A 25,810-nucleotide genomic window follows, 5' to 3' on the forward strand; every position below is an offset into this window, starting at 1 on the left:
GCCGTTTCCTTCTGCGGTGGGGAATCAGGTGGGGAGATGCTCCAGCACGTACTCGGCCGAAGACACTTCGAACTGGCCGGGCTGTTCAACCCAGGCCTCTCGAACTACGCCGTCGTCGACGTACAGGGCAAAACGACGCGAGCGGATTCCCATGCCCGACGCGCTCGCATCAAGCTCCAGACCCAGGGCGCGGGTCAGCTCGGCATTGCCGTCGGACAGCATCAGAAGGCCGTCGGGCACGCTCTGGTCGGCGGCCCAGGCCTTCATCACGAACGGGTCGTTGACGGCCATGCAGTAGACGTCGATGCCGCGCTGGCGGAAGGCCTCGAACTTTTCGACGTAGCCGGGAAGGTGACGTGCCGAGCAGGTCGGGGTGAACGCGCCGGGCACGGCGAACAGCACCACCTTGCGCGCATCGAACAACGAATGCGTATCAAGCGTTTCAATGCCCTCGCGGATGCGCTTGAGGGTCACTTCCGGAATGCGGTCGCCGACATGGATGGTCATGGGAACTCCTTGCTGGGGGAGGCTAGTGGGCCGGATGGGACAGGGGCGTCAAGACATTGGAAACCCGGTGTGCAGGCCCCATCTTCCGGCGTTGTGGCAGGGGCTTCCAGCCACAGCGTGGCGCACGGGGATGGCAGCCGCATTGCGCAGGATCAGTCGGCCTCACCGGGGCCGCACGAGGGGCGGCGTAGCCTCGCAGGCGCGTAGAATGAACCCGGGGCGGCGCCACCGGCGCGGCCGAAGCGAATCGAGGTAGCTGGATGGAATTCAAGGATTACTACGCCACCCTGGGGGTGGAACCGAGCGCGGGCGAGGCGGAGATCAAGACCGCCTACCGCCGGCTGGCACGCAAGTACCACCCGGACGTCAGCAAGGAGGCTGGGGCCGAAGACAAGTTCAAGGCGGTCAACGAGGCCTACGAGGCGCTGCGTGATCCGGAAAAGCGCGCGGCCTACGACCAGCTGCGCGCGCAGGGCTATCGCCCGGGCGAGGAGTTCAACGTGCCGCCGAACTACGGCGGCGCCGGTGGTTTCAATTTCGAGGAAGTGTTCGGTGGCGGCGGCCCCAACGGCGGCTTCAGCGACTTCTTCGAAAGCCTGTTCGCGCGCCAGCGCGGTGGAGCGGGCGCGGGGGCCGGTCCGGGCTTCAGCAGCCAGGGCCATGCGCCCAACCGCGATACCCGCGCCAAGTTGTCGGTGCCACTGGAAGCGGCCTACAGCGGCGACAGCCTGCGCATCACCGTCAACGGCAAGCAGCTGGACGTGCGCGTGCCCAAGGGCATCCGCCCGGGCCAGGTGATCCGCCTGGCAGGGCAGGGCAACCATGGCGGCAACCTGCTGCTGGAAGTGGAATACGCCGCCCACCCGCAGTTCGAGGTCGATGGCCGCAACATCCTCTATACGCTGCCGCTCACGCCGTGGCAGGCCGCGCTGGGCACCAGCATCAGCGTGCCGACCCTGGGCGGCGCGGTGGAACTGAAGATTCCGGCCGATTCCGATGCCGGTCGCAAGCTGCGCCTGCGCGGGCGCGGCCTGCCGGGCAACCCGGATGGCGACCAGATCGTCGAGATCGAGATCGTGGCCCCGGCTGCGACCGATGAGGCGCAGAAGAAGGCGTACCGCAATCTGGCCAAGGCGTTCGGCGAGACCATTTGAAGGTAGTGCCGGCCGCTGGCCGGCAACTTCATTGCCCTGGACGGTGATGCGTGGTTGCCGGCCAGCGGCCGGCACTACCGCGCGCGTCTCAGCCCTGGCCCGCGAACACGCGCTCCAGCACCTCGGACAGCTCGTCCTCCGAGAACGGCTTGGTGATGTAGGCCTTGGCGCCCTGGCGCATGCCCCACATGCGGTCGGTGTCCTGGTCCTTGGTGGTCACCAGGATCACCGGGATATGCCGGGTCGCCTCGTCGCGGGCGAGGGTACGGGTGGCCTGGAAGCCGTTGAGGTTGGGCATCACCACGTCCATCAGGACCAGGTCGGGCAGCTCGGCCTTGGCGGTTTCGACCCCGGCGGCGCCATCGGTGGCGGTCAGGATCTGGTGCCCGAGCTTCTCGACGATGCGCTGTATCCCCAACAGCTGCGACGGTGAGTCGTCGACGATCAGAATGCGTGCCATGTTGTTCCCCATGTAATGCCCGCAGTGTAGTGCGGGCCCATTACCGGCGGGAGGGCCACGTCTGCCGTCCGTCGCCTGCCTGCGACGTTCAGTCGATCCGCACCACGGTGCGACCCAGCGAACCGCCCGCCAGCATCCGTTCGAACACGGCAGGAAGGCCATCGAGGCCGACTTCGGCGGTGCAGATGCGGTCCAGGTGCTGCGGCTTCCAGTCACTCCCCAGCCGCGACCACACTTCCTCACGCAGTCCGCGTGGCGCATTGGCCGAGGACACGCCCAGCAGCGAGACACCGCGCAGGATGAACGGCATCACCGTCATGTCCAGCGTCGGACTGGCTGCCAGGCCGGCACTGACCACGCTGCCGTAGGGCACGGTCTGCGCCAGCAGGCTGGCCAGCATGTCGCCTCCGGCATTATCGAGGCCACCCCCGAAGCGGGCCGACTGCAGCGCGCCGGTGTCGGCCAGCGCGTCGCGCGGCAGTACCTCGGTGGCGCCGATGCTGCGCAGGAATCCTGCCTGGTCCGGCTTGCCGCTGACCGCGTGCACGCTGTAGCCGGCACGGCTGAAGATGGACAGCGCCAGCGCACCGACACCGCCGCTGGCACCGGTGACCGCCAGCGGGCCGAGTTCCGGGGTCTGGCGGTTGTCCTGCATGCGCAGCAGGGCCAGCGCCGCAGTGAAGCCGGCGGTGCCCAGCACCATCGCCTCGCGTGGGGTCAGCCCGGCCGGCTGGGCGATCACCGCGCGCGATTCCAGCCGCACGTACTGGCTGTAGCCGCCGTCGCGGGTCTCGCTGAGGCCGCAGCCGGTGGCCAGCACCGCGTCGCCTTCACGCCAGTCCGGGTCGGTGCTGGCGACCACGGTGCCGGCCACATCGATGCCGCCCACCAGCGGGAAGCGGCGCAGGATCTTCCCTTTTCCAGTACCGGCCAGCGCGTCCTTGTAGTTGACCGAGGACCAGTGGGCGCGGATCAGCACTTGGCCGGGGTTGAGGTCGTCGACCCCGAGCCGGACCAGGCCGCTGCGGTAGCCGGCGTCGTCGTTTTCGATGCGGAAGGCGGTGAACGGGGTGGTGGGGGCCATCGGCGTTGCCTGACTTCGAGGAAAACGCCACCTTACCCCGTTGCCCCCCTTTCGATCCTGCCGATCCGCCCCATCTTGTATGATCGGTGATGGTTTCACGGCTGGCGGTGCGGGAAGGGCCCGCGCCGCAGCCCAAATCTTGATGGAGCGTGCATGGCCTGGAATACACCCGGCGGCAACAAGGGCGGACAAGGCCCCGAGGACAATCGACGCGGGCCGTTCGGGTCACGCGGCGGTGGCAATGGTGGTGGCTGGGGCGGTTTGCCCGGGCCGCTGAAGGACCTGTTCGACGGCGGCATCGTGCGTTGGGTGGTGGCAGCCGTGGTGCTGCTGGTGCTGTTCTCCAGCTTCCAGCTGATCGGCGAACAGCAGCGTGGCGTGGTGCTGCGCTTCGGCCAGTTCTCGCGCATCCTGCAGCCCGGCCCGAACTTCAAGCTGCCGTGGCCGATCGAATCGGTCAACAAGGTCAACGCCACCGAGATCAAGACGTTCTCGATCCAGGTGCCGGTGCTGACCCGCGACGAGAACATCGTCAACGTCTCGCTGAACGTCCAGTACCGCATCGACGACCCGCAGCAGTACCTGTTCGGCACCGTCGATGCCAACCAGGTGCTGGAGCAGTCGGCGCAGAGCGCCGTACGCGAGGAAGTCGGCCGCGCCGATCTCAACGCCGTGCTGAACAACCGTGGCCCGCTGGCCGTGGCCGCCGAGGAGCGCCTGCAGGCGCTGCTGAAGGCGTTCAAGACCGGCCTGACCGTGACTGGCCTGACCCTGCAGGATGCCCGTCCGCCGGAAGAAGTGAAGCCGGCTTTCGACGAGGTCAACGGTGCCCAGCAGGTCAAGGAACGCCTGATCAACGAAGCCCAGGCCTACGCCGCCAAGGTCGTGCCGGAAGCCCGGGGCCAGGCCTCGCGCGCCCGTACCACCGCTGAAGGCTACAAGCAGGCCGTGGTGTCCAAGGCCGAGGGTGACGCGCAGCGCTTCAGCCTGTTGCAGGCCCAGTACAAGGACGCCCCGGAAGTGACCCGCAAGCGCCTGTGGCTGGAGACCGTGCAGCAGGTACTGAGCGAGAACCGCAAGGTGATCGGTGGCGATGGCCGCCAGCTGATCTACGTGCCGATGACCGGCGATACCCGTCCGAGCACGTCGGCTCCGGCCGCAGTGGCCAACCCGGACGTGGTGATGCCGTCGCTGCCGGGTGCAGCGACGGAAGCTTCCCGTGATCCGGGCCGGCCGGTGGGCCGCCCGACCGGGCGACCGAGCGGCCGTGAGGAGGGCAGCCGATGAAGAGTCCTATCTGGATCGCCGTGATCGTGGCGGTGGTGCTGGGCCTGCTCGGCTCGGTGTACGTGGTCCGTGAGGACCAGACCGCCATGGTGCTGAACCTGGGCAAGGTGGTGCGTTCGGACATCAAGCCGGGCCTGCACTTCAAGGTGCCGGTGGTGGAAACGGTGAAGGTCTTCGACCGCCGCTTCCAGGTGCTCGACACCGCACCGGCGCGCTACTTCACCGCCGAGCAGAAGGACGTCAGCGTCGACTTCTTCGCCATCGGCTACATCTCCAACGTGGGTGACTACTTCCGTGCCACCGGCGGCGATCCGCGCATCGCCAACGCCCGCCTGGCACCGATCATCACCGACTCGCTGCGCAACCAGATCAACTCGCGCACCCTGCAGCAGCTGGTCTCCGGCGACCGCAGCGAGCTGATCGCCGAGCAGCTGAAGGGGATCAACGAGGCGGTGGCCGGCCTGGGCATGCAGATGATCGACCTGCGCATCAAGCAGGTGGACCTGCCGACCGACAGCCAGGTGATCAACGATGTGTACGAGCGCATGCGTGCCCAGCGCAAGCAGGAAGCCGCAAAGCTGCGCGCGGAGGGCGAGGAGCAGTCGCTGACCATCCGCGCCCAGGCCGACCGTGACAGCACCGTGCTGATCGCCGAGGCCGAGCGTGATGCCCAGCGCCTGCGCGGTGAAGGCGATGCCGAGGCGGCCCGCATCTACGGCAAGGCCGGCTCGGCCGATCCGTCGTTCTATGCGTTCTACCGCAGCCTGGAGGCCTACCGTGGCTCCATGACCGACGGCAACGGTGTGATCGTGCTCGACAAGAACGACCCGTTCCTGCAGTACCTGAAGAACGACCGCTGAGGTCGCAGGGCAGTACCCCACGGGGCCCGGCCATATGCCGGGCCCCGTGCTTTTTCCGGAGTCCCCCATGAAAGATCTGTTTGCCGCTGTCTGCCTAGTCGCGGTGCTGGAAGGCCTGTTCCTGTTCGTCGCACCGTTCGCCTGGAAGCGCATGGCCGAACGTCTGCTGGACCTGCCCAGCCCGGCCCTGCGCAGCTTCGGTGGGCTGGTGCTGCTGGCCGGCCTGAGCCTGCTGTGGTGGGTGCGGCACTACCGCCTGCGTTCACATGCATGGCCCGGCTCTGGTGGATGCCAACCTTGGTTGGCGTTGCCGGCCAGCGGCCGGCGCGCCCGGGCGGGGCGGCTGACCGGCCGGTAAAGCTGCCCGTCGGAAAGGTGGCACCCGACCCCGGAAACCCGGATAATGCACAAAAGCCGGACGGGCCTCCCCGTTCGGCTTTTTCCGTGTCTGGGCCTTCCATCGCCGGCCGCTCCCCGTTTGGAGCCGCCTTGCAGGTGCTGGCCAGCCCCGCCACGGTTTACCCGTCCGCGGCCCCGATGGCCGCAACAAATCGAGGAGCCCGTCATGGGTCAGTCTGTCGTAGTGTTGGGTGCCCAGTGGGGCGATGAAGGCAAGGGCAAGATCGTCGATCTGCTCACTGAGGAAATCGGCGCCGTCGTGCGCTTCCAGGGCGGCCACAACGCCGGCCACACCCTGGTCATCAACGGCAAGAAGACCGTCCTGCACCTGATCCCGTCGGGCATCCTGCGTGACGACGCGCTGTGCCTGATCGGCAACGGCGTGGTGATCTCGCCGGCCGCGCTGCAGAAGGAAATCGCCGAGCTGGAAGCCTCCGGCGTGGAGGTGCGGTCGCGCCTGAAGATCTCCCCGGCCGCGCCGCTGATCATGCCGTACCACATCGCCCTGGACCAGGCGCGCGAGCGCGCTGCCGGTGGCAAGGCGATCGGCACCACCGGCCGTGGCATCGGCCCGGCCTACGAAGACAAGGTGGCGCGTCGCGGCATCCGCATCGCCGACCTGCATTACCCGAAGCAGCTGGAAGAACTGCTGCGCACCGCGCTGGATTACCACAACTTCGTGCTGACCAAGTATCTGAACACCGATGCGGTCGACTTCCAGAAGACCTTCGACGAAGCGCTGGCCTTCGGCGAATACGTGCAGCCGATGAAGTCCGACGTGGCCGGCATCCTGCACGACCTGCGCAAGCAGGGTAAGCGCGTGCTGTTCGAAGGCGCGCAGGGCGCGCTGCTGGACATCGACCACGGCACCTACCCGTACGTCACCAGCTCCAACACCACCGTCGGTGGCGCGCTGGCCGGTTCCGGCGTCGGCGCCGATTCGATCGACTACGTGCTGGGCATCGCCAAGGCCTACGCCACCCGCGTCGGCGGTGGCCCGTTCCCGACCGAGCTGGACGACGAAGTCGGCCAGGGCATCCGTGACCGCGGCGCCGAGTACGGTGCGTCGACCGGCCGTCCGCGTCGTTGCGGCTGGATGGACATCGTCGCGCTGAAGCGTGCCGTGGCCATCAACGGCATCAGCGGCCTGTGCATCACCAAGCTGGACGTGCTGGACGGCATGGAAAAGCTGAAGGTCTGCATCGCCTACGAATACAACGGCAAGCGCACCGAGTACGCGCCGCTGGACGCGCAGGGCTGGGAAGAGTGCACGCCGGTGTACCTGGAGTTCCCGGGCTGGAGCGAGAACACCCACGGCATCACCAACTGGGACGACCTGCCGCCGGCTGCGCGCGCCTACCTGCGTTCGCTGGAAGAGCTGGCCGGCTGCCCGATCAGCATCGTCTCCACCGGCCCGGACCGCGACCACACCATGGTCCTGCAGGATCCGTTTGCCTGAGGTAACGCCGGGCGCTGCCCGGCGTAGGTGACAGGAAAAGCCCCGCGCAAGCGGGGCTTTTTCGTTACTGTGTCAGCGGGGTCGGCGAGGAAGCAAAGCGATGACCAGGATGTCAGCGTGAAGGGCGAAACGGTCGTGCGGATCACCCTGTGGGTGTTGTGGGGCCTGTGGGGCATCGCCTGCCTGGTACTGGTGCTGGGCGCGGCCGCCAATACCCTGGCTTCGCGCACGCAGACGGTGCCGTTGGTGCTGAGCCCTGGCGCAACCGCCCAGATCACCGTCTACCGCCTCATCGATGATCAACTGCGGCTGCGCCTGCGCTATGCCGCGGACGGTACGGAGGCTGACCCCGAGGTGCTGCTGCGCATCGAAACTCCGACCGATCATGGAGACTTCCGCGCAGGGGAGCGTTCGGGAGTGGCCGGGCAGGGCATCAATCGTGCGCTGGCTTCGGTTGAGTCCAGCGGCCTCATGGCGTCCTACTTCGGCTATGGCCGTGGCGACGCATTGCCACGCGGCCGCTCATGGGTGCGGGTAACCGTGGTGGAGGTGGACCCGGCGCTGGCCGATCGCGCGGCCACCGTCGAGCTGCAGCCGCCACTGGATCTGTTGAAGCTGACTGACCTGGATTATGTCTGGTTGTGGCCGTTCTTCTTCTGGAAAGTGGCGGCACTGCTCCTGTTGATTCCAGGGGCTGCCTTGGCGGTGTTCACGTTCACCTTGCGGCGCTGGCAGCACCGGGCTTCGAAGCAGGCGGATTCAGCAGTGGGTACGGATTGATCGATTCCCCCTTCCACCACTGCTTCTCCGGTCCCAGCACGTGCACCTCGAAATGCAGGTGCGGGGCCTCAGGGCTGGCGTTGCCGGTACTGCCCACGTAACCGATCACCTCCCCGCGTCTGATCACCTGCTTTTCGGTCAGGCCATCGGCATAGCGCTGCAGGTGCGCGTAGTAGTAGCACCAGCGTCCGCTGGGCTCGAACTGGTAGATCGTCAGGCCACCGCGCTCGCTGTCGAACAGTTTTTCCACCGTGCCATCGGCCACTGCCAGCACCGGCGTACCGGCATCGGCCATGATGTCGATGGCATCGTGCACGCGGCCTTCGCTGCGCGCATCGGTGAACGTGTCGCGCAGCTGGGAGGCCAGGACGCCCTGTACCGGCAGCAGCAGACCGGACGGCGCATCCGCAGCCCGCGCGGCTGACGGTGCGGTGGCGGCGGGGGCAGGGGCCGTGTCGAGCGGCGCTAGGGATCCCTTGGCCGGCGCCACAGCTGCTGCCGGTTGTGCTTCCGGCAGCGAGGCGGCTACCGGCTCGCCTGCATCGCGGCGCAGCCACCAGCCGGCCCCCAGTCCCAGCAGAACGCCCACTACGATCAGCTGCGAAAGACGCATCGGCTCACTCCTGCATCACCACGGGGACGGAGGTATCCACCGCATCGGCCACGCGCAGCGCATCCCAGTTGGTCATGCGCACGCAGCCATGTGACTCGGTCTTGCCGACATGGCCGGGCTCGGGCGTGCCATGCAGGCCGTAGTGTGGCTTCGACAGATCGATCCAGACCCGGCCGACTGGATTGTTCGGGCCCGGCGGCAGTGTCGCCTTCTTTTCGCCCTTGCGCGCATCCCAGAACAGCTTGGGGTTGTAGTGAAACGGCGGGTCGCGATACACGCCCAGGATCTTCCATTCGCCGATCGGCAGCGGATCGTGCTGGCTGCCGGAGGAAACCGGCACCTGAGCGATCACCTTGCCCTGCGCATCCAGCAACTGCAGGCTGGAATCGGACTTGTCGACGACCACCTTGGCCGCCTTCGGTAGCGGCGATGGTGCGATATTGGGCACCTGGATGCGGTTGCCCGCCTTGCTCAGATCCACGCCCGGATTGAGCAGCTTCAACAGCTCAGGGGATGCGTGGAAGCGTTCGCCCAGCGACTCTTCGACGTTGTTGAAGCCCAGCGATTTCAGTTTGGCCTGTGCGGCGGGGCCCTTCGGCACCGCCTGGAACGGCCCGGCGACATCCTCGCTGGTCAGCGTGTAGCTGGCCAAGGAGGTGACCGTATCAGCCTGCAGGGCCTGCCAGGTCGCGTCGTCCAGTTCACCGGTGACGGTCAGGCCGTGCGCCGCCTGGAAACCCGACACCGCGCGCCGCTGGTTGCTGCCCACTTCACCGTCGATCTGGCCGGGCGAGAAATTCGCACGGTCCAGCAGCACCTGGGCATGCAGGGCGGAACGTGCTGCGGTGTCCGGTCCGGCCTTCTCGGCGATGGGGGCGGGCAGTCCAGGGGGCGGTGCCTGCGCGAACGCCGGCGATGCCAGTAGCGAGAGAGCGAGCAGGGTGGATCGGTACACGGGTAATGGCATTGGGAACTCCAGCAGATGACGCCACCACCTTGCCTGCAGGCCGCGCCGAGCCACCGTGAAAGAGATCTGACGTCTGCATGAGCAGTCGGGTCGTTGCGCGACCGTCCCCGCGCGGGTGCCGCCGGCCAAGGGCTCACCAAGGTGAATGGTGCCCCACGCCATTGGCGGTTGGCGATCAAGATTGCCTGGCGGGCCGCCGATAACGCCACATCCCCCCCCGTTTTGGATGTACCGATGAACTACTTGAGGAATGTCAGGGTTGCCTGGCGTCTTGGGCTGGGCTTTGGCCTGTTGCTGCTGTTGGTTGCGGCCGTGGTGGCCACCGGCGCCACCGCCAGTGTCGTGCAGAAGCGCGCGATGCAGCAGGTGGTCGATGTCAGCGTGGCCAAGGTGCGCCTGCTCTCGCAGATGCTCGATGCCAACAACCAGATGATGGTCGTTCGCCGCGAGATGCTGATCCGCCAGGGCGATGACCGTGGCCATGATGAGCAGCGCATCGCCGATCTGGTCAAGCGCTATGAGGCCAGTTGGACGGCCTACCAGGCGCTGCCCAGCGACGCCGAGGGCAAGGCCATTGCCGAGACCATCGCCGCCAAGCGTGCCATCGCGCGTCCGCTCAACAAGCAGACCAGCGAACTGATGGAGCAGGGCGACTACCCGGGCGCCGTGGCGCTGACCCTGGGCCCGGTGCAGGAAGCCGCCAACGGCTGGAACAAGGCGCTGTCCGATGGCGTGGACTTCGAAGAGAAGGAAAGCCGTGAGGCGGCCGCCGAGGCGATCCGCTTGGGCGAGCGCAGCCTGCTGCAGTTGCTGGTGCTGGGCGGCGTTGCACTGCTGGTCGGCATCGCCGCCTCGGTGATGATCGGCCGCAGCCTGACCGGCCCGCTGGCCCGCGCGGTGAACCTGGCCGAGCGCCTGTCCAGGGGCCAGCTGGATCAGGAGTTCCGCCTCGGCGGCCGTGACGAACTGACCCAGTTGGGCGAGGCGATGGCCAGCGTGCGCCAGAGTGTGCAGGCGGCGATCGGCGCGCAGCTGCAGATGGCCGAACAGCACGAGGCGGGTGCGATCCGTTACCGCATGGACGCCAGCGCCTTCCCCGGTGATTTCGGCCGCATGGTGCAGGCCACCAACAGCCTGGTCGAATCGCACGTGCAGGTGGAACTGCTGATGGCCGAAGTGATGCAGCGCTACGCCATCGGTGACCTCAGCCGCGACCTGCCGGACTACCCGGGCGAGAAGGGTACGCTGACCCGCACCCTGGCCGCAGTGAAGCAGAGCCTGATGGCGATCAACGCGCAGATCGATGCACTGGCCCGGGCCGCGCGCGCCGGTGATTTCAGCATGCGTGGCGATGCCGCTGCGTTCCAGTTCCAGTTCAAGGCGATGGTCGAGCATCTCAACGGCATGATGGCCAGTTCGCAGGCCAGCATTGCTGATGTCTCCGATGTGCTGCGTGCGATCTCGCACGGCGACCTGACTGCACGCATGGACGGCGAGTACGACGGTGTGTTCGCCCGCATGCGTGACGACGCCAACACCACCACCGCGCAGCTGACCGGCATCGTGCGTGGCATCCAGGTGGCCGCCGACAGCATCAACAACGCGGCGCAGGAACTGGCCGCCGGCAACAACGACCTGTCGCGCCGCACCGAGCAGCAGGCCGCCAACCTGGAAGAAGCCGCCGCATCGATGGAGGAACTGACCTCGACTGTGCGCCAGAATGCCGAGCTCGCTCGTCAGGCCGACAGTGAAGCGCACGCCGCCGGTGCCGCCGTACGCGAGACCGAGCAGGCGATGGCGCAGATGGCGTCGGTGATGGGTGAGATCGATCAGTCCTCGGCACGCATCTCGGAAATCTCCACCGTGATCGACGGCATCGCGTTCCAGACCAACATCCTGGCGCTGAATGCTGCGGTTGAAGCCGCGCGTGCAGGTGAGCAGGGCCGTGGTTTTGCCGTGGTCGCCAGCGAGGTACGCACGCTCGCACAGCGTGCCGGTGTCGCCGCCAAGGAGATCAAGGAGCTGATCGAAGACGCTGCTGCCAAGGTGAAGAGCGGCCTGGCGGTGACCGTTGAATCGGAAGCCGCGATCGCCCGCGTGGCCCAGGCCAGCTCGCGCACCACGCAGCTGATGAGCGACATCGCAGCGGCCAGCAAGGAACAGGCCGCCGGTATCGAGCAGGTCAACCAGGTGGTGGTGCAGATGGACCAGGTGACCCAGCAGAACGCTGCGCTGGTGGAAGAAGCCACTGCCGCCAGCCGCGCGCTGGAGGAACAGGCGCATGCGCTGACCACGTCGGTGGCGGTGTTCAAGGTGGAGCAGGGCGCGCGCATGCCCATCGTGCCTGCGCAGGCGGCGTAAGCAACCTGCGACTGGATGTTGGATGACGCCCTGCATGCGATGCCCAGCATGCAGGGCACCGCATGCACGCAACCGGTCGGTGCCGCTGGCTAGCGGCCGCGCGCGGCGCGTTCGATCAGCCAGCCGGCTGCGTACAGCAACAGCAGTGTTGGCGGAACCAGTACTGCATACGCGGTCGACCAGGGTTTGCCGTACAGCAGGCTGCCTGCGCCGATGGCATCGAGTGCAGCAGACTGCAGGGTGATGGGGAGCGACATCAGGATATAGGCCCCCTTCGGGTCCGCATCCGACTGCGCGCCGTGAACCAGCCATGCGGTCAACAGCAGGTAGACCACGCAAAGCGCAAGACCGGTCCAGCTCAGTAATCGCCGCATCTTCATCCGCACGCCTCCGTTCAACGGACGTCGAAGTGAGCCTGCAGAGGCAGGCTCACATTCCGCAGCAGATCCCTGACCACCACCTGCGCAGTCCACGTACCTTTCGGATCACTGGCCTCGGCCACGAACTTCAGGTGCAGGTTGGTCATGTACAACAGGGTTGGCGGGCCGGGCAGGGCAGCGGTGAAACAGGGAACATCGCGTTCGTCGATGCTGGTACTGCCGTCCGGGCGCAGCATGCGCAGATCGCAGTGCACCTTGGGCACGCGGTTCTCATCCAGTTGCGGGTTGGACAGGAATGTCAGCAGGAACAATTCACCGCCCGGGTGGACTTCGTCGGCCTGGGTAAAACCGGGAGTGGACTCTGGTGGGGTTTCCCACTTGGCCCGCCAGTCGGCATCGGAGGTGACCAGCAGCGATGCCGCAAAGCCACCGCTGGATTTCATGGCATCGGTCTCCGGCATCGCCTTGCCTGCCCCGTTTATCCAGCCATCGTTGGCGGAACTGTTCAGTGGCAGCATCATGACCATCATGGCCAGCGCGTAGGTCCATCGCATCAGAGGCTCTCCTTGGCAGCCGCGTCCCGCGGCAGAGCGGGCAGTATCGCTCAACCTTGACTGGCAAAGCAGCAGGAGAGCCGGAGCGAAAGTTCCGCTGCCTGCCGATGTGGGCGATGCTTGCCAGCAAAGGAGGTGACATGGGAATCGGGAGCGAGGAAAAGCCGGGCTGTGATTCAGCATCACCCACGCCGCAGCACGTGCTGATGCTGCCCGGGCTGGATGGCTCCGGCAGACTGTCGATCCCGTTTCTGTCAGCACTCCAGGCTCATGGGCTGACGACGCAGGCGATTACGCTGCCTGCGCAGGGAGGGCAGGATCACGCCACGCTGGCCCAACGGCTGTGGTCGCAGCTGCCCGGCCATCCCTTCATCCTGCTTGCCGAGTCCTTCTCGGGCCCGTTGGCGGTTGAACTGGCCACGCGACAGCCCGCCGGGCTGCGCGGACTGGTGCTTGCCGCGACCTTTGCGCGTCGGCCGCTGCCATTGCCGGCAGCCAGCGCAGCCCTGCTGACGCCGGCCTGGCCTTTGCCTCCCGTGGCGTTGCTGGCGCGCCTGCTGCTGGGGCGGTGGCGCACCCGCGACCACGTATCGATGCTGCGCGATGCGCTGGCCCGGATTCCGGCGGCCACATTGCGGCGACGCGCCGCAGCGACCCTGCGCGTCGACGTACGCGCATTGCTGCCGGCAATCGACGTGCCGACGCTGTGCCTGCACGCGTGCCATGACCGCCTGCTGTGGCCGCCCAGCGTGGCAGAACTTCAGGCCTTTTTGCCGGATGCCCGGCATGTTTCGCTGGAAGGGCCGCATCTGCTGCTGCAGGCACGCGCTGACGCATCCGCGGCCGAAGTTGCAGCGTGGATGAGGACGCTGTCGCCCTGATCGAAGGACTCAGCCGCGCGCGCGGGTACGCGCGGCCTTCTTCGCCGCCACCTTGCGCACGGTCTTCTTCGCCGCACGTGTCTTCGCCGCCTTCTTCGCTGCAGCACTGCGCGAGGCGGCTGTACCGGCCTTCTTGGCCGCTGTCTTCTTTGCGGTTTTCTTTGTGGCTGTCTTGCGAGCCGGTGCCTTCTTTGCCGCCGCCTTCCTGGCTGTCGTCTTCTTCGCAGGGGCCTTCTTCGCCGCCGTCGTCTTGGTCGTGGCCTTCTTTGTGCCCGACTTTCTGGCAGGCGCCTTCTTGGCAGCCTTCTTGGTGGTCGCCTTCTTCGTACCCTTGCGCGCGCTGCCGCTACGCTTGCCACCACCATCCTGCTTGTTCACGGTCGCCCAGGCAATGCGCTCGGCCGTGCCTTCGCTGGCACCGCGCTCGCGCTCGCTTTCCTCGATGTGCTCGGCCTGGCGCTTCTGTTTATCGGAGTATGCGGATTTGTCACCACGGGGCATGACAGTTCTCCTGTTGCTGTAGTCAGGCCAGCAGGCGCAGCTTGGGTTCGCGCGCCCACTGGCGGGTGGCGGCCGCCGCCAGGAATGCCTTGGCGTCTTCCGCTTCGACGATGCCGGCGTCGTTGCCGACCCTTGCCGCCTTCAGCAGCGTCTGGCCGCCCGCATCGCTGGCGATGGCCTTCAGGTGCGCCCACGCCTGGCTGACGAATTCGATGGCTGCACTCTCTTTCGACAAGGCCTTCGCCGCTTCCGGGCTGAGCACCACGGCTACTGCATCGAACACGGCCGACGGGGTGCCCGCCAGTTGCCCATCCGCCGCCTGCAGCGCGCCATCGCTGAGCGTGGCGCCACCCACTCTGGGGGCGACCAGCTTCACATCCGCACCTGCTTTCCTGGCTGCCTTGCTCAGGCTGGCAATGATCCGGGCATCAGAACCCTCATCGAACAGGATGCCGATGCAGCGCCCTTGCAGGGTGGGTTTGTTGCGACCGATCACCCGTACTTCGGGGGCGGGGGGCATGTCCCGCACTGGAGTAGCGGTCGGCGCCGGGTCGGGCAGTGCAGGCAACGCCAGACCATCGGCCACGCGCTGCGCCAGTGAGTCATCGATGTTGCGCAGGTGACTGACGGTGCGTACCCGCACCTTCAGCGTTTCCACCTTGGACAACTCGAACACCAGCGCCGATGCCAGGTGCGCCTGCTCCGGCTTTTCGAGGCTGCGGAAAAACATGCGGGCCTGGCTGTAGTGGTCGGCGAAACTCTCCGCGCGGGTGCGACCCTTGCGGCCATCGTCGGCGCTGGCATGGCTGCGGAATCCGGCAGGCGTCTCGCGCGGGGTGTCCTCCTGCAGCGAACTGGGATCGTAGGCCACCCGGCCCTTGGGAACCTGCATCTGCATGTGGCCGTCGCGCTGATGATTGGCAAACGGGCACTTGGGCGCATTCACCGGGATCTGGTGGAAGTTCGGGCCGCCCAGGCGCAGCAGCTGGGTGTCCAGGTAGGAGAACAGGCGCCCCTGCAGCAGCGGGTCGTTGCTGAAGTCGATGCCCGGTGGCACGTTGGCCGGGCAGAAAGCCACCTGCTCGGTCTCGGCGAAGAAGTTGTCCGGCCAGCGGTCCAGCACCATGCGCCCGATGACCTGCAACGGCACCAGCGATTCGGGAATGATCTTGGTCGGGTCCAGATGATCGAACGGGAATGCGTCGGCGTCTTCTTCGGTGAACAACTGCACCGCCAGTTCCCATTCCGGGAAGTCGCCGCGCTGGATGGCCTCGAACAGGTCACGGCGATGGAAGTCATTGTCGGCCGACTGCAGCTTCAGCGCTTCGTCCCAGACCGTGGACTGGATACCCAGCTTGGGCCGCCAGTGGAACTTGACGAACGTTGACTCGCCGGCCTCGTTCAGCAGGCGGAAGCTGTGCACACCGAAGCCTTCGATCATCCGCAGCGAACGCGGTATGGCGCGGTCGCTCATCGCCCACATGATCATGTGCATCGATTCGGGCATCAGCGAAATGAAGTCCCAGAACGTGTCATGGGCCGACGCGGCCTGCGGGAAGGCACGGTCCGGTTCCATCTTCACCGCGTGCACCAGGTCCGGGAATTTCATGGCGTCCTGGATGAAGAACACCGGCATGTTGTTGCCGACCAGGTCCCAGTTGCCCTCCCTGGTATAGAACTTCACCGCGAAGCCGCGCACGTCGCGCGGGGTGTCCACTGAACCTGCGCCACCGGCCACGGTCGAGAAGCGGGTGAACACGGGTGTCTTCACGCCAACCTCGGTCAGGATGCGCGCGCGGGTATGCGCCTTCAGTGATCGGGTCAACTCGAAGTAGCCATGCGCAGCGCTGCCGCGGGCGTGCACGATGCGCTCGGGAATGCGCTCATGGTCGAAGTGGGTGATCTTCTCGCGCAGGATGAAGTCCTCCAGCAGCGTAGGCCCCCGAGGTCCCTGCCGCAGGGAGTTCTGGTTGTCTGCCACCGGGATGCCCTGATCGGTGGTCATCGCCGGATGACTGCCCCCGGCCTGCTGGTGCAGTTCATCGCCGCTGCCGCGGTGGTGGTTCTCGGCGTGGGTGGTTGCGCGCTTGCCGGTCGGCTTGCTGGCGGCCATTGACGTTGGCTCCGGATGCTCAAAGAGAACCACGACACTGGAACCGGGCCCGTTAAACCGAGGTCCGGCAAAGGTGAACGTACAGGCAAAAGCAGGCTCGGGTATGCTTGCTCCATGCGAGTCGAGCCCGCCGACATCGAAGCCCTGTTCGACGCCATCCCGGATGTGCTGTTCTTCATCAAGGACCTTCAGGGGCGTTACACCCACGTCAACCAGACCATGCTGCGGCGGCTGGGCCTGCGCGCCCGCAAGGACGTGATCGGGCGTACCGCGGCGGAGATCTACCCGACCGGGCTGAGCGCCGACTACGTGGACCAGGACGCCCGCGTGCTGGCCGGTGAGGTGATCGAGAACCTGATGGAGCTGCACCTGTTCGCCAACCGCGAACCGGGCTGGTGCCTGACCTGCAAGCGTCCGCTGGTGGTCGATGGGGCCATCGAGGGCCTGATCGGCATTTCCCGCGACCTTGGCCAGAAGGACAGTCTGGGTACCCAGTACGAGCAGCTGCGGCTGGCGCTGGCCCACCTCAACGCGCACTACGCCGAGAACGTGCGCATGCAGACCCTGCTGGACATCACCGGTTTTTCGCTGTCCAAGCTGGAGCGCAGCTTCCGCAAGGTGTTCCAGATGACCCCGCAGCAGGTGCTGACCCGGCTGCGGATCCAGATGGCCATGCACCTGCTGCACGGTGACGAGAGCATCGCCAGCATCGGCCAGGCCTGCGGTTTCAGCGACCAGAGCGCCTTTACCCGCAAGTTCAAGGCTGAAACCGGTTTCTCGCCGCGTGCCTACCGCGCCCGTATTGGTGGCAGTGTCGGAGAGCCGGCACTGGCCTGAGCCGCCTGCTGCGCTGTGCCTATCCCCGCGGGCATGGGACAGGGTAAGGTGTCGCCCCTGTAGCCCGCCGCCAGCCCTGCCGATGCCCAACTCGATTCCGACCGCTTCACCGTCCCGCCTCGGACATTCGCTCAAGCCCCGCCAGCTGATCATGATGGGCCTGGGCAGCGCCATCGGCGCCGGCCTGTTCCTCGGCTCGGGCGTGGGTGTGCAGGCGGCCGGTCCGGCGGTCCTGGTGTCGTATCTGGTCGCCGGCGCGCTGGTGATCATCGTGATGAACGCTCTGGGCGAAATGGCGGCGGCCAAACCGACCAGCGGCGCGTTCTCGGTCTATGCCGCCGATGCCATGGGCGCCACCGCCGGTGCCACCGTCGGCTGGTTGTGGTGGGTGCAGCTTGTGATCGTGATCGCCGCCGAGGCGGTGGGAGCGGCCGGTCTGCTGGCCACCGTCTGGCCAGCAGTACCTGTACCGATGGCGGCGCTGGCCTTCATGCTGTTCTTCACCGCGATCAACCTGCTCGGGGTGAAGAACTTCGGCGAGTTCGAATTCTGGTTCGCCATCCTCAAGGTGGCGGCGATCCTGGCCTTCATCGCCATCGGCGTGGCGCTGCTGATGGGCTGGCTGCCGCAGGTGACCTCGCCGGGCCTGAGCAACTTCACCGAGCATGGTGGCTTCGCGCCGAAGGGCCTGGCCGGTATTGGCGCTGCACTGCTGGTTGTCGTTTTTGCCTTCGGTGGCACCGAGATCGTGGCCGTTGCGGCGGCGGAGACCGAAGATCCGGAACGCAGCATCGCCCGTGCCATCCGCACCGTGGCGTGGCGCATCCTGGTGTTCTATATCGGCTCGCTGAGCGTGATCATCGCCGTCGTACCGTGGACCAGCGAAGCGCTGAAGTCGCCGTTTGCCGCCGTGCTGGATATCGCCCGCATCCCGGGCGCGGGCACCTCCATCACCCTGATCGCGGTGATCGCGCTGCTGTCGGCGCTCAATGCCAACCTCTACGGCGCCTCGCGCATGATGTATTCGCTGGCGCAGCGTCGTGAAGCGCCGGCCGTGCTGGGCTGGACCGATCCGCGCCAGGTGCCGGTGATTGCCGTGCTGGCCAGCGTGCTGTTCGGTTTCGCCGCCACGGTGATGGAGCTGCTGTTCCCGGACCGGGTGCTGCCGGTGCTGCTGAACATCGTCGGTTCCACCTGCCTGCTGGTGTGGACGCTGTCGCTGGTGTCGCAGCTGGTGCTGCGCCGCCGCGCGGATCGCCTGGGTACCCGGCTGCCGTTCCGCATGGCCGGCTTCCCGTGGCTGACCTGCTGCGCGCTGGCGATCCTGGCACTGATCTTCGGCCTGCTGCTGAGCGAGTCGCACACCCGCCTGCAGTTCCTGTCGATGGTGGCGCTGACCGCCACCATCGCCGCCGGCAGCGCCATCGCGCGGCGCATGCGCGAGGCGTGACTGAAGCTGCCGGCCAGCGGCCGGCACTACCACGGAGGCTGCACATCCGCCGTGCCATCCTGATCGTGTGGGCCGTCATCGGCCCGTCGACCGGGAGTACCGCATGCTGCGCAGTCGCCCCTTCCTGATGTTTACCGGCCAGGCCGAGGCCGCCCTGGCCCTGTACGCCGAGGCCTTCGCCGATTTCCGCCTGCTGGCAATGCAGCGCCATCCGGACGGCGCCGGTGCCGGCGTGCCCGGGCAGGTCCGACAGGCCATCTTCCTGCTCGGTGGCACCCACTACCTGTGCTTTGACAGCCTGGACGTGCACGATTTCACCTTCAGCCCGTCGATCTCGCTGTTCGTCGAGTGCTCCGGCGCCGAGCAGTTCGAGCGCGCCGCGCGCGTGCTGGGCGAGGGCGGCCACTGGCTGATGCCGGTGGGCGACTATGACTTCAGCAACCGCTACGGCTGGGTGCAGGATCGCTTCGGCGTGTCGTGGCAGTTGAGCCTGGGGCAGATGCCGGACCCGTGATCGGGATTACCGTGGGTGTGGACCCTGGTCCACCCGCCCTCATGAAAACGGCCCGCTTGCGCGGGCCGTTCTCTTTACCGATGCCGCGAGGAATCAAGCCTCGACTTCATCATCCTTGTAGGCATCGACCGGGATGCAGGCGCACATCACGTTCTTGTCGCCGTACACGTTGTCGACGCGCGCCACCGGCGGCCAGTACTTGCTCTGCTTCAGGCTGGCCAGCGGGAAGGCAGCCAGTTCGCGCGGGTAGGCGTGGGTCCACTCGCTGGCGGTCACCGCGGTGGCGGTGTGCGGCGCGTTCTTCAGCGGGTTGTCCTCGCGGTCCAGGCGGCCGTCTTCGATCGCGGTGATCTCCTCGCGGATCTGGATCATCGCGTCGATGAAGCGGTCCAGCTCGTGCAGCGATTCGCTCTCGGTCGGTTCGACCATCAGCGTGCCGGCCACCGGGAAGCTCAGGGTCGGGGCGTGGAAGCCGAAGTCGATCAGGCGCTTGGCGACGTCCTCGGCGCCGATGCCGCTGGTCTTCTCCAGCGGGCGTACGTCGAGGATGCACTCGTGTGCCACCAGGCCGTTGCGGCCGGTGTACAGGGTCTTGAAGTGCGGGGCCAGGCGCTTGGCGATGTAGTTGGCGTTGAGCTGCGCGACCTGGGTGGCCTTGCGCAGGCCTTCGCGGCCCATCATCGCGATGTACATCCAGCTGATCGGCAGGATCGAGGCGCTGCCGAAGCTGGCGGCGCTGACCATGCCGACCGGGCCGTTGTCACCCAGCTTGCCCGGCAGGAACGGGGCCAGGTGTTCCTTGACCGCGCACGGGCCGACGCCCGGGCCGCCGCCGCCGTGCGGGATGCAGAAGGTCTTGTGCAGGTTCAGGTGCGAAACGTCCGAACCCCACTTGCCGGGCTTGGCCACGCCGACCAGGGCGTTCATGTTGGCGCCGTCGGTGTACACCTGGCCGCCGTGCTGGTGGATGATCTCGCAGATCTCGACCACCTCTTCCTCGAACACGCCGTGCGTGGACGGGTAGGTCATCATGATCGCGGCCAGGCGGTCGCTGTACTTCTCGGCGTTGAGGCGGATGTCTTCCACATCGACGTTGCCGTTGGCATCGGTCTTGGTGACCACCACCTTCATGCCGCACATCTGCGCCGAGGCCGGGTTGGTGCCGTGCGCCGAATCCGGGATCAGGCAGATGTCGCGGTGGCCTTCGCCGCGCGAGCGGTGGTATGCCCGGATCGCCAGCAGGCCGGCGTACTCGCCCTGTGCGCCGGAGTTCGGCTGCAGGCTGACCGCGTCGTAGCCGGTGCATTCGACCAGCATCGCTTCCAGCGTGTCGATCAGTTCCTTGTAGCCCAGCGCCTGGTCGGCCGGCACCAGCGGGTGGATCTGCGAGAACTCCGGCCAGGTCACCGGGATCATCTCGGCGGTGGCGTTGAGCTTCATGGTGCACGAACCCAGCGGGATCATCGTGCGGTCCATCGCCAGGTCCTTGTCGGCCAGCGAACGCAGGTAGCGCAGCAGTTCGTGCTCGCTGTGGTGGGTGTTGAACACCGGGTGGGTCAGGAACGCGGACTGGCGCAGCAGGCCGGCCGGCAGCGCGTCGGCGGTGCTGGCATCCAGTGCGTCGACGTCCAGCGAGGCACCGAACACCGCAGCCACGGCGACGATGTCGGCGCGGGTGGTGGTCTCGTCCAGGCTGATGCCGACCGAGTCGCTGTCGATCGCGCGCAGGTTGTAACCGGCGGCGCGTGCCTTGGCATGGATTTCATCGGCATGCACGCCGGTGACGTGCAGGGTGTCGAAGAAGTCGCCACCGACCTGCACGCCGGCATTGCGCAGCGCTGCGGCCAGGATCGAGGCCAGTCGATGGGTGCGGCGGGCAATGCGGATCAGGCCTTCCGGGCCGTGGTAAACGGCGTACATCGAGGCCATCACCGCCAGCAGCACCTGCGCGGTACAGATGTTGGAGGTGGCCTTCTCGCGGCGGATGTGCTGTTCGCGGGTCTGCAGGGTCAGGCGGTAGGCCGGGTTGCCCTGGGCATCGATCGAAACGCCGATCAGGCGGCCCGGCATCGAGCGCTTGTAGGCGTCACGGCAGGCCATGAAGGCGGCGTGCGGGCCACCGAAACCGAACGGCACGCCGAAACGCTGGCTGTTGCCGACAACGATGTCCGCGCCCCATTCGCCCGGGGCAGCCAGCAGGGTCAGGGCCAGCAGGTCGGTGGCCACGGCCACCAGGCCGCCGCGTGCGTGCACGGCATCGACCAGCGCCTTGTAGTCGCCGACCTGGCCGAAGGTGTCCGGATACTGCAGCAGCAGGCCGAACGCTTCCGCTTCCAGTGCTTCGGCCGGGGTGCCGACGCGCAGCACGATGCCCATGGGCTCGGCGCGGGTACGCAGCAGTTCCAGGGTCTGCGGGTGCACGGCGTCGTGCACGAAGAAGGTGTCCGACTTCGACTTGGCCGAACGCTTGGCCAGGGTCATCGCTTCGGCGGCGGCGGTGGCTTCGTCCAGCAGCGAGGCGTTGGCGATTTCCATGCCGGTCAGGTCGGCGCACAGGGTCTGGAAGTTGATCAGCGCTTCCATGCGGCCCTGCGAGATTTCCGCCTGGTACGGGGTGTAGGCGGTGTACCACGCCGGGTTTTCCAGGATGTTGCGCAGGATCACGTTCGGCGTGTGGGTACCGTAGTAACCCTGGCCGATGAAGCTGCGCAGCACGGTGTTCTTGTCGGCGATCGCACGGATCTTCGCCAGTGCCTGCACTTCGGTCATCGACTCCGGCAGTGCCAGCGGTGCCGGCGACTTGATCTTGGCCGGCACGATGGCGTCGGTCATCGCATCCAGCGACGCGTGGCCGACGACGTCGAGCATCTGCGCGATCTCGGCGTCGTTGGGGCCGATGTGGCGCTCGACGAACGCGTTGTGGTGCTCGAGCTCACGCAGGGAAGGGGTGTTCTGGGACATGGCGAAGGATCCGTCAGGAAAGGGCACACGCACGGGCACAAGCCGCCGGTCGGCGGTCTGCGGGGCGCCCCTCTGTCCTTTTGCCTGAGAGTTTAAAAGCGCGGCGGACCGCAGCTTCGTGCCCCTTCGGCGCCGGATCGAACCGGTCTCTCCAGAGTTGTGTTACGGGTGGTATCGGGCCTGAGCGATTACGGGCGTTGCGCCTTCGGCAGCGGTGTTCCGCTTCTCCCACCGTGTTGCCCGCCGATTATAGCCCGTTGCGGGCGCGGCGGCCGCCTTCGGTCCTGGAGGCCGCGCCTGAATGGCCGATGGCCCGTCCGTGCGTTTTGTGCACTGCTGCATGGCATCAGGTGCAATCCCCACCTATGATGGGCGGATACCCGAATTCATCTGGCGCCGTCCCTGCTGCAGGGGACCTGCGCCCGCCGTGCGTGCCGCGCATGGCCCTGCCGGACGCCTTTCCCATGACCGCCGCTGTTGCTCCCTCCACCCGCCGCATGGCCCTGCTGCTCGCCGGCCTGGCCATGTTCGGTCCGTTCTCGATCGACACCATCTTCCCGGCGTTCCCGCAGCTGGCCCAGCGCCTGGCGGTGGACGAGGTGGCGGTGCAGCAGACCATCAGCGTGTACCTGCTGTTCTACGGCCTGATGAGCCTTGCGCACGGCCCGCTGTCCGATGCCTGGGGCCGCAAGCGGGTGATCCTCGGTGGCCTGATGGTGTTCGTCGGCGCTTCGGTCGGCTGCGCGCTGTCCACCGACCTGACCACGCTGCTGGCGTTCCGTGCGCTGCAGGGCCTGTCAGCAGGCGTCGGCATGATCGTCGGCCGCGCGGTGATCCGCGACCTGTACCACGGACACGACGCGCAGCGTCTGATGAGCCAGGTATCGATGCTGTTCGGCATCGCTCCGGCCATCGCACCGATCATTGGCGGCTGGATCCTGCTCAGTGGCGCCGGCTGGCCACTGATTTTCTGGTTCCTGGTGGTGTTTGCGCTGCTCCTGCTGGCGGCCACTGCACGCTACCTGCCGGAAACCCATCCGGTGGAGGCACGGGTGCCGTTGTCGCCGCGCGTGCTGCTGCGTGATTACGTGCGAATCGGTTTCAACCCGCGGTTTCTGCGCCTGGCGCTGGCCGGCAGCATCGGTTTCGGCGGCATTTTCCTGTACATCTCCTCGGCGCCGGTGTTCGTGATGCAGCACCTGCATCTGGGCGAGGGTGGTTTTGCCTGGCTGTTCATCCCCACCATCGGCGGCATGACCACCGGCTCGTTCCTGTCCGGGCGCATGGCCGGGCACACCACGCCCACCCGCCAGGTGTCCATTGGTTTCGGCCTGTGTGCGCTGTCGGTGCTGCTGAATGTCGGCTACGTGGCGCTGTCGCCACAGTTCGTGCTGCCATGGGCGGTACTGCCGATCTTCCTGGGCGGCATGGGCATGGCATTGATCTTCCCGATCCTGGCGCTGGCGGTGCTGGACATGTACCCGCACCAGCGCGGCCTGGCCTCGTCGCTGCAGGCCTTCGTGCAGCTGATGATCAGCACGGTGGTGGCCGGCGTGGTGTCGCCGCTGCTCAGTGCCAGCCCGCTGCACCTGGCGCTGGGGCAGGCCGCGTTCTTCGCCGCCGGCTTCGTGTTCTGGTACTGGGAACACCAGCGTGAACGCGCGGCACAGGCGGCCTGCACGGGCCATTGAGCAGCGCGCAGGGGTAGGGCCGGCCGCTTTGCCCGCAACGCTTGCGAAGAGGAACGACCGGACTAGGCTGGGCACTCCAGCCAGCCGGTGCGTGGATGCACGACAGCCAGCCAATCCGATGTCGTTGCATGAGGTTCCCCATGGCTGCGCAGCAGACCTACCGCCTGTTCGAGGTGGCGCTGAAGGAGCGCCGCGTTCTTTCCCCTTCCCTTGACCGCATGGTGTTCACCGGTGCCGACGTGGCGCGGATGAAGACCGAAGGCCCTGACCAGCGCATCAAGGTGTTCTTCCCCTTGCCCGGCCAGGAGGTGCCGCAGGTCCCCAGCGGTGAAGACTGGTACCCACGCTACCGGGCCCTGCCGGACGACAAGCGCCCGCCGATGCGTACCTACACCATCCGCCAGTTGCGCGCCGAGCAGGGCGAGGTCGACGTCGATTTCGTCATCCATGGCGAAACCGGCCCCGCCTCGCGCTGGGCCATGCACGCCCGCCCAGGCGACCGTGTGGTGCTGCTGGCCCCGGACGCCGACTGTGCCGAGAGCAGCGAGGGCTGGGAGTGGAAGCCACCGGCCGGTGTCGGCCAGGTGCTGCTGGTGGCCGATGAAACCGCGTTGCCTGCGGTGGCCGGCATCCTCGAGGAACTGGCGGCCATGGTCGACCCACCGCGCACGCTGGCGCTGCTGGAGGTGGCGCAGGCCGGTGATGCGGTGCACCTGAAGGCGCCCTCCAGCGCCGAGCTGGTCTGGCTGCCGCGCGGGCAGGCCGCCTACGGACAGCGGTTGCTGCAGGCGGTCCAGGCGCGGTTGGCAGCGACCTCGGGCGTGGCTGCCGGCGATGCGCTGGAGGAGATCGACGTCGATACGCAGATCCTCTGGGAGCAGGCCGAAACCGGTGTGGCCGGGCCGCTGTATGCCTGGGTGGCGGGCGAGGCGGGGGCGGTGATGGCGATCCGCCGCCACTTGGTGCGTGATTGCGGGCTGGACCGCCGCGCGATCACCTTCATGGGCTACTGGCGGCACGGCAAAGTGCTGGACTGAGGGGTGTGAAGCGGTGCTGCGGGCGGGGTGCGCTATCCTTGCGCCCCCCTTCGCAGCGGTACCGCACCATGTCCACCAGCTCCAAGACCCGCCGCGACCAGCGCCGTCGCCAGGAAAAGCAGGCCGCCAACAAGGCCGCCGCGCAGGCCTCGCCGGTGGAGCCGCATGCGGAACTGCGCGATGCACAGCGCACCCTGCTGGCCGGTGTCGTGCGCCGCGACGGCGAATGGGTGCTGGGCATGGACGGCCGCATCGCGGGCCACAGCGAGAGCGCTGCGCAGGTGCTGGCGCTGATCATGCAGGCCGGTGAACTGCACGAGCGCAACGGCACGCCGGTGCGCCTGATGTACTCCGATGCACTGCGCGATGCCGCACAGGCCGAAGCCAGGGAGAAGGGCCAGACCTTCGAGGAATTCAAGGCCGAGCTTGCCGCAGCGATGGCCGCGAAGAAGAACAGCTGACTGCTGTTTCGGTAGAGCCGGCCACTGGCCGGCTGCCCGTTGGGTCTTCATCGCGTAGTTGCCGGCCAGCGGCCGGCACTACCAGAAAGGGACGGATCCTCGCGGACCCGCCCCTTTTTTCATTTTGCCGCCGGGGCCGCGTTGGCCTGCCAGCCGCACATCTGGCCTTTGACTGCTGTTTCGGTAGAGCCGGCCGCTGGCCGGCTGCCCGTTGGGTCTTCATCGCGGAGTTGCCGGCCAGCGGCCGGCACTACCGGAAAGGGGCGGATCCTTTCGGACCCGCCCCTTTTTTCATTTCGCCGCCGGGGCCGCGTTGGCCTGCCAGCCGCACATCTGGCCTTTGACTGCTGTTGCGGTAGAGCCGGCCGCTGGCCGGCTGCCCGTTGGGTCTTCATCGCGTAGTTGCCGGCCAGCGGCCGGCACTACCAGAAAGGGACGCATCCTCGCGGGCCCGCCCCTTTTTTCATTTCGCTGTCGTGGCCGGGTTGGCGTGCCTTCC

24 protein-coding genes and 1 riboswitch are annotated in these 25,810 nt (G+C 67.1%); of the genes, 14 read left to right on the forward strand and 10 right to left on the reverse strand.

The window, feature by feature from the left end:
• Positions 1-24: 24 nt before the first annotated feature.
• The gene (locus tag AC5P60_RS19535) at positions 25-507 is read right to left on the reverse strand and encodes a peroxiredoxin (RefSeq protein WP_005410646.1); all 483 of its coding nucleotides are present in this window, start codon (positions 505-507) and stop codon (positions 25-27) included.
• Between the two features lie 260 nt (positions 508-767).
• Here AC5P60_RS19535 and AC5P60_RS19540 point away from each other — a divergent pair, with 260 nt between their 5' ends.
• Positions 768-1,661 (forward strand): DnaJ C-terminal domain-containing protein, encoded by an 894-nt coding sequence (locus tag AC5P60_RS19540; RefSeq protein ID WP_005410645.1) that lies wholly within the window; start codon positions 768-770, stop codon positions 1,659-1,661.
• An 88-nt stretch (positions 1,662-1,749) separates the two neighbouring features.
• Here AC5P60_RS19540 and pilH read toward each other — a convergent pair whose 3' ends face one another.
• Positions 1,750-2,121, reverse strand: coding sequence for a twitching motility response regulator PilH (pilH, locus tag AC5P60_RS19545; protein WP_005410644.1), 372 nt, complete (start codon positions 2,119-2,121; stop codon positions 1,750-1,752).
• Positions 2,122-2,209: 88 nt separating this feature from the next.
• Positions 2,210-3,205, reverse strand: coding sequence for a YhdH/YhfP family quinone oxidoreductase (locus AC5P60_RS19550; protein WP_005410643.1), 996 nt, complete (start codon positions 3,203-3,205; stop codon positions 2,210-2,212).
• Between the two features lie 153 nt (positions 3,206-3,358).
• On the opposite strand from AC5P60_RS19550, the gene hflK reads away from it, so the two are divergent.
• The 5 genes from hflK to AC5P60_RS19575 all read left to right on the forward strand — a co-directional run bounded on the left by hflK (position 3,359) and on the right by AC5P60_RS19575 (position 7,990).
• Positions 3,359-4,492 (forward strand): FtsH protease activity modulator HflK, encoded by a 1,134-nt coding sequence (hflK, locus tag AC5P60_RS19555; protein WP_483693746.1) that lies wholly within the window; start codon positions 3,359-3,361, stop codon positions 4,490-4,492.
• Positions 4,489-5,352 carry a protease modulator HflC gene (gene hflC, locus AC5P60_RS19560; protein ID WP_005414169.1) on the forward strand — a complete coding sequence of 288 codons (864 nt, stop codon included), beginning with the start codon at positions 4,489-4,491 and terminating at the stop codon, positions 5,350-5,352. The genes hflK and hflC overlap by 4 nt, the downstream gene beginning before the upstream one ends.
• A 67-nt stretch (positions 5,353-5,419) precedes the next feature.
• The gene (locus tag AC5P60_RS19565) at positions 5,420-5,710 is read left to right on the forward strand and encodes a DUF2065 domain-containing protein (protein WP_425524536.1); all 291 of its coding nucleotides are present in this window, start codon (positions 5,420-5,422) and stop codon (positions 5,708-5,710) included.
• A gap of 207 nt (positions 5,711-5,917) precedes the next feature.
• Positions 5,918-7,210, forward strand: coding sequence for an adenylosuccinate synthase (locus AC5P60_RS19570; protein ID WP_005410639.1), 1,293 nt, complete (start codon positions 5,918-5,920; stop codon positions 7,208-7,210).
• A gap of 117 nt (positions 7,211-7,327) precedes the next feature.
• A complete protein-coding gene (locus AC5P60_RS19575; protein WP_483693747.1) occupies positions 7,328-7,990 on the forward strand; it encodes a hypothetical protein in 663 nt (220 codons plus the stop codon).
• Here the strand turns inward: AC5P60_RS19575 and AC5P60_RS19580 are convergent.
• Both AC5P60_RS19580 and AC5P60_RS19585 read right to left on the reverse strand, forming a co-directional pair.
• Positions 7,926-8,603: a M23 family metallopeptidase gene (locus AC5P60_RS19580; protein ID WP_049404551.1), complete on the reverse strand. Its 678-nt coding sequence runs from the start codon at positions 8,601-8,603 to the stop codon at positions 7,926-7,928. The two genes, AC5P60_RS19575 and AC5P60_RS19580, sit on opposite strands and share 65 nt — an antisense overlap.
• A gap of 4 nt (positions 8,604-8,607) precedes the next feature.
• On the reverse strand, positions 8,608-9,570 hold the full coding sequence (locus AC5P60_RS19585) for a L,D-transpeptidase family protein (protein WP_483693748.1): 963 nt from the start codon (positions 9,568-9,570) through the stop codon (positions 8,608-8,610).
• A gap of 234 nt (positions 9,571-9,804) precedes the next feature.
• Between AC5P60_RS19585 and AC5P60_RS19590 the strand changes: the two genes are divergently transcribed.
• Complete coding sequence (locus tag AC5P60_RS19590) at positions 9,805-11,931, forward strand: methyl-accepting chemotaxis protein (protein ID WP_005410635.1); 2,127 nt, start codon at positions 9,805-9,807, stop codon at positions 11,929-11,931.
• 89 nt (positions 11,932-12,020) lie between these two features.
• Here AC5P60_RS19590 and AC5P60_RS19595 read toward each other — a convergent pair whose 3' ends face one another.
• Entirely contained in the window at positions 12,021-12,311 is a 291-nt protein-coding gene (locus AC5P60_RS19595; protein ID WP_005410634.1) for a hypothetical protein, read from the reverse strand.
• A gap of 14 nt (positions 12,312-12,325) precedes the next feature.
• Positions 12,326-12,919 (reverse strand): hypothetical protein, encoded by a 594-nt coding sequence (locus AC5P60_RS19600; protein WP_239667782.1) that lies wholly within the window; start codon positions 12,917-12,919, stop codon positions 12,326-12,328.
• An 86-nt stretch (positions 12,920-13,005) separates the two neighbouring features.
• Here AC5P60_RS19600 and AC5P60_RS19605 point away from each other — a divergent pair, with 86 nt between their 5' ends.
• The gene (locus AC5P60_RS19605) at positions 13,006-13,746 is read left to right on the forward strand and encodes an alpha/beta fold hydrolase (protein WP_049452371.1); all 741 of its coding nucleotides are present in this window, start codon (positions 13,006-13,008) and stop codon (positions 13,744-13,746) included.
• 9 nt (positions 13,747-13,755) lie between these two features.
• Here the strand turns inward: AC5P60_RS19605 and AC5P60_RS19610 are convergent, their stop codons facing one another.
• Both AC5P60_RS19610 and AC5P60_RS19615 read right to left on the reverse strand, forming a co-directional pair.
• Complete coding sequence (locus tag AC5P60_RS19610) at positions 13,756-14,247, reverse strand: hypothetical protein (RefSeq protein ID WP_049404556.1); 492 nt, start codon at positions 14,245-14,247, stop codon at positions 13,756-13,758.
• Positions 14,248-14,269: 22 nt separating this feature from the next.
• Positions 14,270-16,360 (reverse strand): catalase, encoded by a 2,091-nt coding sequence (locus AC5P60_RS19615; RefSeq protein WP_049404557.1) that lies wholly within the window; start codon positions 16,358-16,360, stop codon positions 14,270-14,272.
• A 114-nt stretch (positions 16,361-16,474) separates the two neighbouring features.
• Here AC5P60_RS19615 and AC5P60_RS19620 point away from each other — a divergent pair, with 114 nt between their 5' ends.
• From AC5P60_RS19620 to AC5P60_RS19630, 3 genes are all read left to right on the forward strand, one after another.
• Positions 16,475-17,197: a helix-turn-helix transcriptional regulator gene (locus AC5P60_RS19620; protein WP_005410629.1), complete on the forward strand. Its 723-nt coding sequence runs from the start codon at positions 16,475-16,477 to the stop codon at positions 17,195-17,197.
• An 82-nt stretch (positions 17,198-17,279) separates the two neighbouring features.
• Positions 17,280-18,647 (forward strand): amino acid permease, encoded by a 1,368-nt coding sequence (locus AC5P60_RS19625; protein WP_483693750.1) that lies wholly within the window; start codon positions 17,280-17,282, stop codon positions 18,645-18,647.
• A gap of 103 nt (positions 18,648-18,750) precedes the next feature.
• Complete coding sequence (locus AC5P60_RS19630) at positions 18,751-19,161, forward strand: VOC family protein (RefSeq protein WP_005410627.1); 411 nt, start codon at positions 18,751-18,753, stop codon at positions 19,159-19,161.
• 93 nt (positions 19,162-19,254) lie between these two features.
• On the opposite strand, the gene gcvP is transcribed toward AC5P60_RS19630, so the two are convergent.
• Positions 19,255-22,122 (reverse strand): aminomethyl-transferring glycine dehydrogenase, encoded by a 2,868-nt coding sequence (gcvP, locus tag AC5P60_RS19635; RefSeq protein ID WP_483693751.1) that lies wholly within the window; start codon positions 22,120-22,122, stop codon positions 19,255-19,257.
• A gap of 62 nt (positions 22,123-22,184) precedes the next feature.
• A riboswitch (glycine riboswitch) is annotated at positions 22,185-22,287 on the reverse strand.
• A 299-nt stretch (positions 22,288-22,586) separates the two neighbouring features.
• Between gcvP and AC5P60_RS19640 the strand changes: the two genes are divergently transcribed.
• From AC5P60_RS19640 to AC5P60_RS19650, 3 genes are all read left to right on the forward strand, one after another.
• Positions 22,587-23,813 carry a multidrug effflux MFS transporter gene (locus AC5P60_RS19640; RefSeq protein WP_033835396.1) on the forward strand — a complete coding sequence of 409 codons (1,227 nt, stop codon included), beginning with the start codon at positions 22,587-22,589 and terminating at the stop codon, positions 23,811-23,813.
• Between the two features lie 140 nt (positions 23,814-23,953).
• Positions 23,954-24,850, forward strand: coding sequence for a siderophore-interacting protein (locus AC5P60_RS19645; protein ID WP_049430600.1), 897 nt, complete (start codon positions 23,954-23,956; stop codon positions 24,848-24,850).
• Between the two features lie 68 nt (positions 24,851-24,918).
• The gene (locus AC5P60_RS19650) at positions 24,919-25,311 is read left to right on the forward strand and encodes a hypothetical protein (RefSeq protein WP_005410623.1); all 393 of its coding nucleotides are present in this window, start codon (positions 24,919-24,921) and stop codon (positions 25,309-25,311) included.
• Positions 25,312-25,810: the final 499 nt, after the last annotated feature.

The organism is Stenotrophomonas sp. YJH_SMC_120 (assembly GCF_059368675.1).